This window comes from Pseudomonas sp. MF08817 (assembly GCF_059862705.1).
Genome location: NZ_JCBCUY010000009.1, coordinates 27,128 through 40,396, shown reverse-complemented (window position 1 = coordinate 40,396; position 13,269 = coordinate 27,128). Strand labels below are relative to the sequence as shown.

General features: G+C 65.6%; 11 protein-coding genes and 1 pseudogene. 10 read left to right on the top strand and 2 right to left on the bottom strand.

Translation table 11 applies throughout. The features are described from left to right. Positions 1-644: 644 nt before the first annotated feature. The 6 genes and pseudogenes from AC19YR_RS07545 (at position 645) to AC19YR_RS07520 (ending at position 6,035) form a co-directional block, all read left to right on the top strand. Positions 645-1,496, top strand: a complete 852-nt coding sequence (locus AC19YR_RS07545) for an STAS domain-containing protein (RefSeq protein WP_095108231.1) — start codon at positions 645-647, stop codon at positions 1,494-1,496. Between the two features lie 2 nt (positions 1,497-1,498). Then, positions 1,499-1,861 carry an STAS domain-containing protein gene (locus AC19YR_RS07540; protein WP_095108230.1) on the top strand — a complete coding sequence of 121 codons (363 nt, stop codon included), beginning with the start codon at positions 1,499-1,501 and terminating at the stop codon, positions 1,859-1,861. Next, a complete protein-coding gene (locus AC19YR_RS07535) occupies positions 1,858-2,262 on the top strand; it encodes an anti-sigma regulatory factor (protein WP_095108229.1) in 405 nt (134 codons plus the stop codon). The genes AC19YR_RS07540 and AC19YR_RS07535 overlap by 4 nt, the downstream gene beginning before the upstream one ends. Next, entirely contained in the window at positions 2,253-3,269 is a 1,017-nt protein-coding gene (locus AC19YR_RS07530; protein ID WP_176465078.1) for an ATP-binding protein, read from the top strand. Before AC19YR_RS07535 ends, AC19YR_RS07530 begins: the two co-directional genes overlap by 10 nt. After that, a complete protein-coding gene (locus AC19YR_RS07525) occupies positions 3,262-4,137 on the top strand; it encodes a sensor histidine kinase (RefSeq protein WP_095108228.1) in 876 nt (291 codons plus the stop codon). Before AC19YR_RS07530 ends, AC19YR_RS07525 begins: the two co-directional genes overlap by 8 nt. After that, a pseudogene (locus AC19YR_RS07520) lies at positions 4,127-6,035 on the top strand (PAS domain-containing hybrid sensor histidine kinase/response regulator). Before AC19YR_RS07525 ends, AC19YR_RS07520 begins: the two are co-directional and overlap by 11 nt. Positions 6,036-6,253: 218 nt before the next feature. Here AC19YR_RS07520 and AC19YR_RS07515 read toward each other — a convergent pair. Both AC19YR_RS07515 and AC19YR_RS07510 read right to left on the bottom strand, forming a co-directional pair. After that, complete coding sequence (locus AC19YR_RS07515; RefSeq protein ID WP_095108226.1) at positions 6,254-6,985, bottom strand: class II aldolase/adducin family protein; 732 nt, start codon at positions 6,983-6,985, stop codon at positions 6,254-6,256. 15 nt (positions 6,986-7,000) lie between these two features. Beyond that, positions 7,001-8,044, bottom strand: a complete 1,044-nt coding sequence (locus AC19YR_RS07510) for an ABC transporter substrate-binding protein (RefSeq protein WP_500597802.1) — start codon at positions 8,042-8,044, stop codon at positions 7,001-7,003. 329 nt (positions 8,045-8,373) lie between these two features. Between AC19YR_RS07510 and AC19YR_RS07505 the strand changes: the two genes are divergently transcribed. The 4 genes from AC19YR_RS07505 to AC19YR_RS07490 all read left to right on the top strand — a co-directional run bounded on the left by AC19YR_RS07505 (position 8,374) and on the right by AC19YR_RS07490 (position 13,241). Next, entirely contained in the window at positions 8,374-9,639 is a 1,266-nt protein-coding gene (locus AC19YR_RS07505) for an acyl-CoA dehydrogenase family protein (protein ID WP_095108223.1), read from the top strand. A gap of 288 nt (positions 9,640-9,927) precedes the next feature. Continuing rightward, on the top strand, positions 9,928-11,106 hold the full coding sequence (locus tag AC19YR_RS07500) for an LLM class flavin-dependent oxidoreductase (RefSeq protein ID WP_095108222.1): 1,179 nt from the start codon (positions 9,928-9,930) through the stop codon (positions 11,104-11,106). Then, positions 11,103-12,155 carry an ABC transporter substrate-binding protein gene (locus AC19YR_RS07495; RefSeq protein WP_500597800.1) on the top strand — a complete coding sequence of 351 codons (1,053 nt, stop codon included), beginning with the start codon at positions 11,103-11,105 and terminating at the stop codon, positions 12,153-12,155. Before AC19YR_RS07500 ends, AC19YR_RS07495 begins: the two co-directional genes overlap by 4 nt. Before the next feature lie 27 nt (positions 12,156-12,182). After that, positions 12,183-13,241, top strand: a complete 1,059-nt coding sequence (locus AC19YR_RS07490) for an ABC transporter substrate-binding protein (protein ID WP_500597799.1) — start codon at positions 12,183-12,185, stop codon at positions 13,239-13,241. Positions 13,242-13,269 lie beyond the last annotated feature (28 nt).

The window sequence follows — 13,269 nt, the reverse complement described above, 5'->3', positions numbered from 1 at the left end:
CGCGCAGGCAAAGGACAGTCGGCAACAGGGGCTTGGCGGGTACGGCAGAATCGATGGCCAGGGTGGTCATCGCGGACAAGCGGCGGGGTGTCAGATGAAACAGGGGACTGGGAGGCTCCAGTAACGTACTCATAAAAACCTGAAGAAAATTGGGGGAGAAACCCTACAACACTTCGGACAAATTCATACGCGCAATTTATTACAAGCCATAACAGGTCCCCCTCTGTCTGTCGCAGGCGGGCTCGCCCGCGCTGGGTGGCAAAACCGCCCTTAAGGTTCGTCCACATACCGCGATTGACGGCCGCTGCACGACCGGGCGCGGGCACGCCGGCTGGCTATAAACAGGGGCGCAGGTTTTTTTTGGCGCCGGTGCAGTTTTTGCTGAACTCCGCCAGCGCCCGTCCGTCGAAGCCATCAACCCACGCGGGCGTGGGCGCGCTCGCTGTCATCGTCGCTGGCCCGGCACAGGGTGTTCTATGCTCAGCGCGGCGCCATTACTTTGCCAATACGCGGCAAACGTGACGTCGGTCACAAAACGCTATTGGACCCGCAGCGGGGCAAAACCAAACCCATTGCCGCAGGTCAGTCATTCGTTCATCTCTATTTGTTGTCATTTACCCACGAATCGTTCAGGAGCCACTCCCATGGCAACACTGCAAGCACGTACCCTCCAGGCCCTTCAACAGAATCAGCAAGCACTGCTCACCCAATGGGTCGCCAGCCTCCAAGCCTCCGGCGGGTCGCGCAACCTCAAGGAAGAAGATTTGCAGCACCAGGCCAGCAGTTTTCTCGGCCTGATCGTCGCCGCGCTCGACGGCGGTAACGGGCAAAGCGTTGCCACTGAGAATTGGGCGCAAACCCGCCAGTTCCTGGAAAAGCTCTCCCACAGCCGCGCCCTCGCGGGCCAGGACTCGCGGCAAACCGCCAACTTCATCTTTGCCCTCAAGGGCCCGCTGTTCGCCCTGCTGCAACGCGAATACAACGAGGAACCTGCCCTGCTGGCCGAGCAACTGTGGGAAGTCTCCGAGTTGCTCGACACCCTGGGCATGCACACCATCGCCACCTTCCAGAAGTCCCGCGAGGCGGTGATCCAGCGCCAGCAGGAAGAACTGCTGGAGCTGTCCACCCCCGTGGTCAAGCTGTGGGACGGCGTGCTGGCCCTGCCGATGATCGGCACGCTCGACTCGCAGCGCACCCAAGTGGTGATGGAATCCTTGCTGCAACGCATCGTTGATACCGGCTCGGAAATCGCCATCATCGACATCACCGGCGTGCCCACCGTGGACACCCTGGTGGCCCAGCATCTGCTCAAGACCGTCACCGCCATCCGCCTGATGGGTGCCGACTGCATCATCAGCGGCGTGCGCCCGCAAATCGCCCAGACCATCGTGCACCTGGGCCTGGACCTGCAAGGCGTAGTGACCAAAGCCAACCTGGCCGATGCCCTGGCGCTGGCCCTTAAACGCCTGGGCGTCAGCGTGAGCAAGGCGGTGTAAGCATGGAGCGCATCCCCATTTTGCAGATGGGCGAGCTGCTGCTCGTGACCATCCAGGTCGATATGCACGACCAACTGGCCCTGACCCTGCAGGACGACTTGTCCGAACGCATCAACCGCACCTGCGCCCGAGGCGTACTGATCGATATCTCCGCCCTGGACATGGTGGACTCGTTCATCGGGCGCATGATCGGCACCATTTCCGGGCTTTCGCGGATCATGGACGCGCAAACCGTGCTGGTGGGCATGCAGCCGGCCGTGGCCATCACCCTGGTGGAACTGGGCCTGACCCTGCCCGGCGTAAGCACGGCGCTGAATGTCGAGCGCGGTATGAAGTTGCTCAACGAACGGTTGGCGCAATCATGACCCTGCCCAGCAGTGGCACTCATCCGATCCAGATCGAACAGGACGTGGTCCTGGCCCGGCAATTGGCGCGCAAGCTGTCCCAGCAATGCGGCATGCGCCTGATCGACCTGACCAAACTGGTCACCGCCGTCAGTGAACTGGCGCGCAACACCATGGTGTACGGCGGTGGCGGCCATATGGATTGGCAGATCATCGAAGAGCCGGCGCGCACCGGCCTGCGCCTGTTGTTTCGCGACGAAGGCCCCGGCATTGCCGACCTCAAACTGGCGCTGACCGACGGCTGGACCTCCGGCAGCGGTCTGGGCCTGGGCCTGACGGGCGCCCGGCGCCTGGTGGACGAGTTCGAGCTCGACACCGCGCCTGGCCAGGGCACCCGCGTGGCGATCACACGATGGGTCTGAATATCCCCAGCGCCATCACCCATGTGCTACCCATTGAAGACCCCAGCCAGATCGGCCACGCCCGCCGCACCGCGCAGCGCCAAGCCGAAGGCTATGGGTTCAACGACACTGACGCTGGGCGCGTGGCCCTGGTGGTCACCGAGCTGGCCAGCAACCTGCTCAAGCACGCTGTGCGCGGCGAGTTGCACCTGCGCGAACTGCCGGGGGCTGGTGCCAGCGGCATCGAAATCATCGCCATCGACCGAGGCCAGGGCTTTGACCTCGACAGTTGCCTGGTGGACGGTTACTCCACCGGCGGCACCCAGGGTATTGGCTTGGGGGCGATCTCGCGGTTGGCCGAGGTGTTCGACGTGTACGTGGACAGCCGTGGCGCCGTGGTGCTGGCACGCCTGTACCCGCGTGGCGTTGCAGCGAAGGATGTGCGCTACGGCGTCAGCCAGCATTCGCTGCACCACGACCCGGCCTGCGGCGACGCCTGGCATCTGGTGCTGGAGCCGTCACGCCTCAGCGTGCTAGTAGCCGATGGCCTGGGCCACGGCAGCGAAGCCGAGCGGGCGTCCCTGGCCGGCGCCCGGGCCTTTGCCCTGGAGCCCTTCAGCGAACCCTCGCAACTCATGAACGAGATCCACCTGGCGATGAACGGCACCCGTGGCGGCGCCCTGGCGTTCGCCCAGTTCGACACCCATGCCGATCGTTTGAGCTTCACCGGGGTGGGCAACATCGGCGCCTGCCTGATCGCCCCGGGCAGCTCCAAGGGCTTGCCGTCCCACCCCGGCATCGTCGGCAGCCAGTTCCGGCGCGCCCAGGTGTTCGACTACGCTCCAGTGCATGGCCAATTGCTGATCCTCTACAGCGATGGCCTGCAATCGCGCTGGAACCTGGCGGACTATCCCGGCCTTGTCCACCGTCATCCGGCGCTTATCGCCGCCCTGCTGCACCGTGACTACTGCCGGGGCCGGGATGACGTCACCGTATTCGTGATTGCATTGGAGGCCAGTGATGGTTGATTGCCCTACCCCGCCTGGCGCTGACGACAGCGCCCTGGTGCGCCAGTTGCGCGCGGAGGCCGATGCCCTGCGCGCCGAACTGGAAGACACCAACCAGGGCGTGCTGGCGTTGTACGCCGAGCTCGACACCCAGGCCGAGCAACTGCGCCAGGCCTCGGACCTCAAAAGCCGTTTTTTGTCGTACATGAGCCATGAGTTCCGCACGCCCCTGGGCTCGATCCTGAGCATCGCCAGCCTGCTCACCGACGAACTCGACGGCCCGCTAAGCGCCGAGCAACACAAGCAGGTAGCGTTCGTCAGCCATTCGGCCCGGGAGTTGACCGACATGGTCGACGACTTGCTGGACCTGGCGAAGATCGAGGCCGGGCGCATCACCATTTCCCCGGCCTGGTTCGACATGTTCGACCTGTTCGCGGCCCTGCGCGGCATGTTCCGGCCCATCGTCAACGCCAGTGCCGTGGACCTCATCTTCGAGGAGCCGGTGGGCCTGCCCAGGCTCTACACCGACGACAAGAAGCTGGCGCAGATTTTGCGCAATTTCATCTCCAACGCCCTGAAATTCACCCTGCAAGGCGAGGTGCGAGTCTCGGCCCACATGCTCAACCCCACGCAGATCCGCTTCGCGGTCAGCGACACTGGCCTGGGCATCCCCCCCGAGCTGCATGGCAACCTGTTCGAGGATTTCTCGCAAATCGACTCGCCCCTGCAAAAAAGACTGCGCGGCACCGGCCTGGGCCTGTCATTGTGCAAGCGTTTTGCGGCGTTGCTCGGCGGCAGCGTGGGGGTGGACAGTGTTCCCGGCGCCGGTTCGACGTTTTTCGTGATAATCCCGCTGTCCATTCCCTCGGAGCCCGTTCATGAAGCGTGACATCAGGTTGCTGATCGTCGACGACAACGTTGCCACCCGCTACGCCCTGCGCCGGCGCCTGGTGCAGCACGGCTACCAGGTGCTCGAGGCGGGCACCGGCCAGGATGGCCTGGACATCATCACGCAAGAGCAGGTCGATGGCCTGGTGCTGGACGTCAACCTACCGGACATGAGCGGCTTTGACATCGTGCGCATCCTGCGGGCCGACCCGGCCACCGCGCTGCTGCCGGTGGTGCATGTCTCGGCGGCGTCCATCGAGACCGGCGATATCATCACCGGCCTCAATGCCGGGGCCGACGCCTACCTGACCCACCCCGTAGACCCGGACGTGCTCCTGGCCACCCTGCGCACCTTGCTGCGGGTGCGCGCTGCGCGAGAGCGAGGCGCGGTTTCGCGAAATTTTCTTCAACATCAGCGCGCCCATCGCCGTGATGGACGCCCAGCTCAAGGTCCACGAATGCAACCATGCGTTTGCCCAACTGGTGCAGGACAACCTCAACCCCGACGCCCTGCTCGAATGTTTCAGCAAGGACCAGTGCGCGGTGATCCAGGAACTGCGCCAGCGCCTGGCCGCCGGTGAGCGCTGGAAAGGCACCCTGAGCATCCAGGTCGAAGGCCAGACCCGCGAGACCGAGTGGCAGATTTCCCCCTACCGCACTCCTGAACTGAGCCTGGTGTTCGTCGAGGACGTCACCGAGCACCGCCACCGCGAGCGTGACCAACGCGCCGAACTGGACAACGCCACCAGCCGCCTGGCCCGCACCGAGGCGCAACTGCTGCAAGCGCAGAAAATGGACGCCTTGGGCAAGCTCACCGGCGGCATCGCCCACGACTTCAACAACCTGCTGACCGGGATCATCACCAGCCTTGAGTTGATAAAAAAACGCATGGCCAGCCAGCGCCCCGAAAAGGTCATCGACTACGCCGACGCGGCCCTCAGTTCCGCCTTGAGCGCCGCCGGGCTGACCAATCGCCTGCTGGCCTTCGCCCGGCAACAGCCGCTGGACACCCGGCCCATCGACATCAACGAGCACATCCGTTCCCTTGAAGAATTACTGGTGCGCACCATTGGCGAACGCATTTCGCTGAAGCTGGAACTGACCAGCAAAGCCGCCGTCGCCCTGGTGGACCCGATCCAGCTGCAAAGCGCGGTGCTCAACCTGGTCATCAACGCCCGCGACGCACTGCCCAATGGCGGCAATATCTGGGTGACCACCTACGCGGCCTACTCCCACGGCAGCATCAAGCTGGAAAACGGCCCCTATCTGGCGATTTCCGTGCGCGACGACGGCATCGGCATCGACCACCACGTGATCGACAAGGTCTTCGATCCGTTTTTCACCACCAAACCCTTAGGCCAGGGCACGGGCCTGGGGCTGTCGAGCATCTACGGTTTCGCCCGCCAGTCCGGCGGCGATGCGCGCATCCGCAGCGTGGCGCGCCAAGGCACCGAAGTGACCATCATGCTGCCCGCCAGCGCCGAGCCGGTGGCCCAGGTGCCGCAAGTGAGCGAGGTGTTCCAGGCCAACAGCGGCGAGCACGTGCTGGTGGTCGAGGACATGCCCACCGTGCGTGGTTTCGTCGCCGAAGTGCTGGTGGACGCCGGCTACCGCTGCACCCTGGCGGCCGATGTGGAAGAAGCCATGTCGTGCCTGCAAAACGACCCGAGCATCGACCTGCTACTGACCGACGTCGGCTTGCCGCGCCTCAATGGCCGCGAACTGGCCGACCTCGCCCGGGGCTGGCACCCGAACCTGCCGGTGTTGTTCATGACTGGCTACGCCGAAAACGCCGCCAACCGGCAAAGCTTTTTGGGCACCGGCATGGACCTGATAATCAAACCCTTCCACATCCAGGAACTGCTCGACAAAGTGCGCCAGAGCCTGGAGGGGCAGTAACTCTGCCAATACTGTGGGGGCAACTGTCTTATCTCGACTATTCGTCACCGCCACTGCGTGCCGCCATCGCGAGCAGGCTCGCTGCCACAGAGGAAAATGAAAACCCCACCCACACCACCGTTTAACGGTGGGAGCGGGCCCTGCCCGCGATAACGATGGACCACTGCCAGACCGCCATCGCGGGCCAGCCTGCTCCCACAAGGGGAAACGGGAAGACTTCAAGCCTTGCGATCAATCCCGGGCACCAGGCCCAGTTCGCTGGCGCGCTCGTAGAGGCCGCTCATTTTCCATTGCTGGGTCAGCACGCCCGGGCCGTAGGCGCGGGAGCCGCCGAGGGCGTCGGCCAGCAGTTGCAGGCGCGCGCCCTCCTCCAGCAGCAGGATGAACTCAGCGGTGGCGCGCAGGCCCTGCTTGCCCCATACGGTAGAGCCGCCGTTGGCTTCCAGGATCGCCAAGTTGAAGGGGTTGGCGGCGAGGGTGTCGAGGATGAAGTCCACCTCGGGCTGGCGCCGGTCGATGTACACCGCCAGCTCACGGGCCAACTGGTAGCGCTGCACCGGCACGTAGTGGAACGGCAAGGTGCGGTGGGTCTGGGCCCAGGCGCCGAGGTACGGCGAGTGCACGTGGGACACGGTGGTCACGTCCGGGTGTTGCTGGAACAGCTTGGTGTAGCGGCCCAGCCCACCCTTGCCTTTGCCCAAGATCACCTTGCCGTTGAAATCGGTGACGGTGGCGGCAAGCGGCTCGCGGTAGTGCCACGGCCCGCCGTAGTTGACCGACACCAGCAGCTCCTGGCCCGGCACCCGCTCGATAAAGCCCACGGTGCCGTTGGCGGTGAGGGTGCCGGTCTCGCGAAACACGGTGAACGCCTGCTCGGCGTCCACCAATACCTGGTCGATAAAGCGTTGCAGTTCGGCGCTGATCGGTTGTTCATGGATAAGGACAGTCATCGGGGTGCTCCAGGTTCAGGCGCGGCGCTTGGCCAGCAGGTCGTGGGCGGCTTGCAACGGGCGGGCATCGACCCAATCGGCGATGGCAAAGTCCCGCTCGAGGAAACCGTGCAGGTACAGGAAGTCTTTCTGCACACCCAGGTCATCCAGGCGTTGGGCCGACAGGTCCGGGGCCAGGGTGGTGTGGAAGTCGCTGCGATAGGCCTCGTCCACCCCGGCGCTGCCGGCCCGGGTTTCCTCTTCGAGGATGGCGTTGAGCCCGGCACGGTTGTTGGCGGCCCATTCGGCGGCGTTGAGGGTCTGGGCGAGGAAGCGCACCACCAGCTCGAAGTGATTATCGAGCAGGCTCTGGTGCACGGTGATCGGCCGGGGCGTGCCGTTGTTGATGCGGTAGCGCGGCGCGGCGATCAGGTCTAGGTCAATGCCCACCACCAGGCCCAGGCGCCGCGCCGCGTCAGCCGCCGAGGCACCCTTGACGTACACCGCGTCCACCTCGCCCCGGGCCAGGTAATCGAGGCCCGACCACAGGCGCTGCAAGCCTTCGTTGGCGCTGGCGGCCTGCTGGTCCTGCAACGCCACTTCCACCAGTTCCACGTCGTCAAAGCCCAGCCCGGCCAGGCTCAGTGCGCCTTTGTAGCCGTGCAGGCTCATGGCCCGGGCGATGCTTCCCGGGCGGCTGTCGCCCCAGGCCGGCAGGGCCAGGCGTTTGCCCTTGAGGTCTTGCGGCTGGCGAATGCCCGAGTCGGGGCGCACCAGGATGGTTTGCCATTCCTCGATCCAGGTCAGGCCGATCAAACGGCTCGGCGCACCTGAGGCGCGGGCGGCCAGGGCCGGCACGTTACCGCCTTCGCGAAACAGCCCGGGCAGTTCGTGATCGTAATGGTGGTGGCCCAGTTGCCGGGCCTCTTGCAGGGTGGACACGGGCAAGCCGTCGGCGGCGAACTCCTCGCTCAACCAGCCGAGCTTGTAGGCGATGCCTGAAGCGGTCGGCACTGGGCAACGGGTAAACCAGATCTGGTCCAGGGCGGCAGGTGTGGACGGTACGGCAGCGAGGGTCATGGCACGGCTCCTGTGGGTCAGCGTTGCCAAGGCCTATTGCAGCGCCCGTGCCAATCCGGCAAGGCCCTGATTTTCAAGCGCTTTGCCGCCCGCACCGGGCCCGGGGCTGCTGGCCTGCCAACAGGATTGCGCCGCCACTGTTGCTGGCCCAGCAGCCGGCCGCCGCGCGCTGCTGCCCCAGCAACACCCGCCCCGGCCTGAGAGTGCCAAAGCCTTGCGCCACATGGCTTGCAAGGCCTCGGCGGGCCTTGGCGCAGAACTTGCTCAAGCCCCTCCAGCGCCCCGCCATTCAGGGCAGCGACCTTCCGAGACATTCCAGAGGTGGACCCATGAGTACGGCTCAACGCAACCCCATCACCCAAGCCCTGCAAGAACAGGCGCCGCAGCGCCCGTTGGGCAGCGAGGCCGAGGCCATTGCCGTGGCCAGGCAGATCGCCCGAGAAATCGCCGAGATCGCCGCCGACCCGGCGCAAAACGGCCAATTGCCGCGGCGCCAGGCGCAATTGCTGTCCGAGAGTGGCCTGACCGCCATCGGCGTGCCCAAGGCCTTCGGTGGCCTCGGCGCCTCGGTGGCGACCCTCGTCGAGACGGTGCGCATCATCTCGGTGGCCGACGGTGGCGTCGGGCAATTGCTGCAAATCCATAACGTGATGCTGCGCGGTATCTTCAGCGGCTACTCGGACGCGGTGCGCGATCGCTTGCTCGCCGATGTGCTGGCCGGCAAGCGCTTTGGCAATGCCCTGGCGGAAATCGGCGGCAAAAACAAATTCGCCCTCAAGACCCGCGTCGAGCGCCGCGCCGACGGCAGGCTGATCCTCAACGGCAGCAAGTTCTACTCCACCGGCGCTTACCTGGCCGAGTGGATCGCCCTCACCGCCGCCAGCGACGACGGCGGCGCCGGGGTGCTGCTCAACCGCAATACCCCGGGCCTGACCCTGGTGGACGACTGGGACGCCTTCGGCCAGAAAAACTCGGTGAGCGGCACAGTGCGGTTCGACAACATCGAGTTGGACGAGGCCTTCGTGTCCCCGCGCACAGGCCCGATGAAGCGCACCGGCCTGACCTTCCCGCAGATCCTCCACGCAGCCATCGACACCGGCATCGCCGCCGGCGCCCTCGGTGCGGCGGTGGATTACCTCAAGCACAACGCCCGGCCCTGGGTGGAAAGCGGCGTCGATCACGCCAACGAAGAGCCGCACATCATCAAGCAGATCGGTGAATACGCCGTGGCCCTGCGCGCCGCCGAATCCCTGCTGCGCGACGCTGCGCGGGTGTTCGATGCCCATGAGCAAGACCCGGACAACAAAGCCCTGCAAGACGAGCTGATCCTCTCGGTGGCCACCGCCCGCGCCCACTCCGACAGCGCTTCGCTGAAAATCTCCAGCGATATCTTCTCCTTGCTGGGCGCCAGCTCTTCCCTGAGCAAATGGAACCTGGACCGCTTCTGGCGCAACGCCCGGGTGCACACCACCCACGACCCGATCCGTTGGCGCCTGCACCACGTGGGCAACTACTACCTCAACGACGTCGACCCCGGCGAATACACCGCCATCCTCAACAAAAAAGAAACCGACGGCGCTACGCGCAAGGCTTGAAGCCCTCCCCTACCTACCTCTATCTGTAGCAAGCGGGCTTACCCGCGCTCGGCTGCGCAGCAGTCGCAAAAAATCTCTGCGGCGCCACGCCGCCCGGGGCTTGCTCGCTTGCTACAAGGGCAACAGCGATTGCTGCCAAGGTGTTGCCACAGACGCAGCCCGCCCCGCGCCCAGGCGGCAAGCCCCGTAAACCTGGGGGTTGGAGGCATGGCATGGGGGTTGCAATCGCTCTGTTCAGTTATCCGCGCCGCCAGGCACCGGACCCCATAAGTGGATCAGGAGTACCCCATGAGCACTGAATTTTTCTGGCGTTTGCCGCTGGGCACCGACGGGCCGCAGCTCAGCACCGACAAACACAATCGCGGCAGCCCGCGCCATCGCCCCGGCCATATCGCGCCTGGGAGTTTGGCCAATGGCGAGGCGGACGGTTTTACCTACATCGACTACATCGCCCAGGTGGCCAAGGCCGCCGAGCTGGCCGGGTTCGAGGGCGCATTGCTGCCCACTGGCCCGGAGCCGTGGATCGTCGCCGCAGCGCTGGCCCGGGAAACCCGGCGCATCCGGTTTTTGATCGCCTTCCAGGCCACTTGGACCCTGCCGGCCTACGCCGCGCAACAGGCGGCGATCCTGCAGCACCTGAGCCACGGGCGCCTGGACTGGAACATCATCACCGGCGGCAACCCCGCCAGCCAGCGCGCCCAGGGCGACTACCTGGAGCACGACCGCCGCTACCAGCGCACCGGTGAGTTCCTGGAGGTGATCCAGGGCCTGTGGAACAACGAGCGGTTCTCCTATGAGGGCGATGTCTATCAACTGGAGAACGGCGCCCTGCCCCCAGGCCTGCACAACGAGCGCAAGCCTGGGGTGTACTTCTCCGGCTTCTCCGATGCCGCGCTGGATGTCGCCGCCAAGCACGCCGATGTGTACCTCAACTGGGCCGAGCCGGTAGACAAGCTCAAACCCCACATCGAGCGGGTGCGCGAGTTGGCGGATAAACAGGGGCGCACCGTGCGCTTTGGCCTGCGAGTCGATCTGTTCGCCCGGGAAACCGAAGAGCTGGCCTGGGCCGACCTGCGGCGCCAGTTCGACAAACTCCAAGGCCGTGGCAGCAGCCTCGCCCAGGGCTTCACCAGCGGCTCGGACTCAGTGGGCGGTGCACGTCAGACGGCTTATCACCAGAACGTCGACCGCTTCGAGGACTTGATCCTGGGCCCCAACCTGTGGGCCGGTTTCGCCAAGGCCAAGCCGGGGCCGACCGTGGGCCTGGTGGGCAGCCACGAGAACATCGCCGAACGCCTGGTGGAATACCGCGACGCCGGTTTCTCGACCTTTATCCTGGCCGGCAACCCGCACCTGGAAGAAGCCCTGCGCATCGGCCAGGAAGTGCTGCCCCTGGTGCACGAACGGCCCGCTGTCGCCCCCCCACATGAAAACCAGCGCCTGACGCCGGCGGAGAACCCAGCATGAGCCACGCTCTCGACACCCTCTGGTACACCCGTTGCCCGGTGCCCACCGGCCTGGGTATTGCAGTGCAAAAAGGCTGGTTGCAGGAGCGCATCGGCGCCCTGGGCACCCAGGTGCAGTCGATCCGCGAGTCCGCCGACCAGGCTGTGCGCGAATCCCACTTCGACCACAGCCTGCGCAACTCGGTGCGCCACGGCGGCAGCATCCCGGCGATCTGGGCCCGCGCCCAGGGCCGCGCAACCCGGCTGCTCGGCTTGTCCTGGGCCGATGAAGTGCAGTTGATCCTGACCCGCCCCGACAGCGGCATCCGCACCGTCAAGGACCTCAAGGGCCGCACCTTCGGCCTGCCGGACTGGGCCGGGGCGCAGATCGATTTCACCCGTGCCCAGGCCTTGCGCGGCCTGGAAAACGCCTTGCGCCTGGAAGGCTTGCAGGTGGGTGACATGCAATTGGTGAATTTTCGTTACGGCGGCACCTTCAGCGACCCGCAGGTACGCACGGTGGCGGGCAGCCCGGTGGGCGCAGCGCAGCGCCAGACGCGCAACCTGGAACTGCTGGGGCTGCTGCGCGGCGAGGTGGACGCGATTTTCCTCAAGGGCGCCAGCGCCGCCCAGTACGCCCACGACCTGGGGCTGCACACGGTGATCGACACCGGCTCGCACCCCGACCCGCTGGTGCGCAGCAACAACGGCACGCCACGCACCCTGGCGGTGGACCTGCCCCTGCTGGAGCAGCACTTCGATGTGGCCCAGGGCATCCTCGACGCCGTGTTGCGCGCCGAGCACTGGGCACACGGCCACGGCGACGAAGCCCGCCGCTACCTGGCCCGGGAAACCAACAGCAGCGAATACTGGGTCGGCGCCGCCTACGGCGAGGACGCCCATCTGCGCCTGCGCACGGCCCTGGACGAGCAGGCCATCAGCGCCCTGCAGGACTTCACCCACTTCCTCCATCGCTGGCGCTTCATCCCCCGCAGCTTCGACGTGCGCGAGTGGATCGACCCCAGGCCCCTGGATTCGCTGCTCAACGCACACACCGCATTGGCTGGTTGACCGGCCCGGTTCAAAGGACGAGAACGTATGAGCACACCACTGGACACCCTCTGGTACACCCACAGCCCGGTGCCCACGGGCCTGGGCATCGCCGTGCAGTCCGGGCGCCTGGCCGAGGCCTTTGCCCCGTTCGGCACGCGCATTCAGTCGTTGCGCGAATCCAGCGAACGGGAAGTGCGCGAGGCCCACTACGACCATCACCTGGTCAATTCGGTGCGCCACGGCGGCAATATCCCGGCGATCTGGGCCTACGCCAGCGGCGCACAGACGCGGGTCGTGGGGCTGTCGTGGAGCGATGAGGTGCAGTTGATCCTGACCACCGCCGACAGTGGTGTGAAAACAATCCGCGACCTGAAAAACCGCCGCTTCGGCGTACCGAAATGGGCCAACGTGCAGATCGACTTCACCCGCGCCCAGGCCCTGCGCGGCCTGGAAAACGCCCTGCGCCTGGAAGGCCTGAACGTGGCCGACGTGGAACTAGTGGACTACCCCTACGGCGGCACCTACAGCGACGAGCAGAAGCAGCACGTCTATGGCTCGCAAGTGAGCCTGGGCACCAGCCGCTTCAGCCGCCGCAACAACGAGCTGATCGGCCTGCTGCGCGGCGATATCGACGCGATTTTCCTCAAGGGCGCCCACGCCGTGCACCTGGCGGACGAGTTCGGCCTGCATGTGGTGGTGGACACCGGTTCGCACCCGGACCCGCTGATCCGCGCCAACAACGGCACGCCCCGCACCCTGACCGTCGACACCCACCTGCTGCGCGAGCACTTCGATGCCAGCGTGCGCATCGTCGACACCGTGCTGCGCACCGAACAGTGGGCCTGGGCCAACCCCGACGACACCCGGCGCTTCCTCGCACGTGAGCTCAACACCAGCGAATACTGGGTCGCTGCCGCCTACGGCGAAGACGCCCACCGCCGCCTGCGCACCACCCTCGACTCGCGCTCCATCAGCGCGTTGCAGGACTTCACCGACTTCCTCCACCGCTGGGACTTCATCCCCCAGCGCTTCGACGTGCGCGACTGGATCGACTTCAGCGTGTTGGAAAAAGTCATCGGCTCTACCTCAAGGCTCGCGGTTTGAGGCGTTCAGTGCGCCGCCCTACCACTCA

Bases quoted from the DNA above. Each gene is read 5' to 3' on its own strand.
- AC19YR_RS07545 (WP_095108231.1), top strand. From the start codon at position 645: ATGGCAACACTGCAAGCACGTACCCTCCAGGCCCTTCAACAGAATCAG.
- AC19YR_RS07540 (WP_095108230.1), top strand. From the start codon at position 1,499: ATGGAGCGCATCCCCATTTTGCAGATGGGCGAGCTGCTGCTCGTGACC.
- AC19YR_RS07535 (WP_095108229.1), top strand. From the start codon at position 1,858: ATGACCCTGCCCAGCAGTGGCACTCATCCGATCCAGATCGAACAGGAC.
- AC19YR_RS07530 (WP_176465078.1), top strand. From the start codon at position 2,253: ATGGGTCTGAATATCCCCAGCGCCATCACCCATGTGCTACCCATTGAA.
- AC19YR_RS07525 (WP_095108228.1), top strand. From the start codon at position 3,262: ATGGTTGATTGCCCTACCCCGCCTGGCGCTGACGACAGCGCCCTGGTG.
- AC19YR_RS07515 (WP_095108226.1), bottom strand. From the start codon at position 6,985: ATGACTGTCCTTATCCATGAACAACCGATCAGCGCCGAACTGCAACGC.
- AC19YR_RS07510 (WP_500597802.1), bottom strand. From the start codon at position 8,044: ATGACCCTCGCTGCCGTACCGTCCACACCTGCCGCCCTGGACCAGATC.
- AC19YR_RS07505 (WP_095108223.1), top strand. From the start codon at position 8,374: ATGAGTACGGCTCAACGCAACCCCATCACCCAAGCCCTGCAAGAACAG.
- AC19YR_RS07500 (WP_095108222.1), top strand. From the start codon at position 9,928: ATGAGCACTGAATTTTTCTGGCGTTTGCCGCTGGGCACCGACGGGCCG.
- AC19YR_RS07495 (WP_500597800.1), top strand. From the start codon at position 11,103: ATGAGCCACGCTCTCGACACCCTCTGGTACACCCGTTGCCCGGTGCCC.
- AC19YR_RS07490 (WP_500597799.1), top strand. From the start codon at position 12,183: ATGAGCACACCACTGGACACCCTCTGGTACACCCACAGCCCGGTGCCC.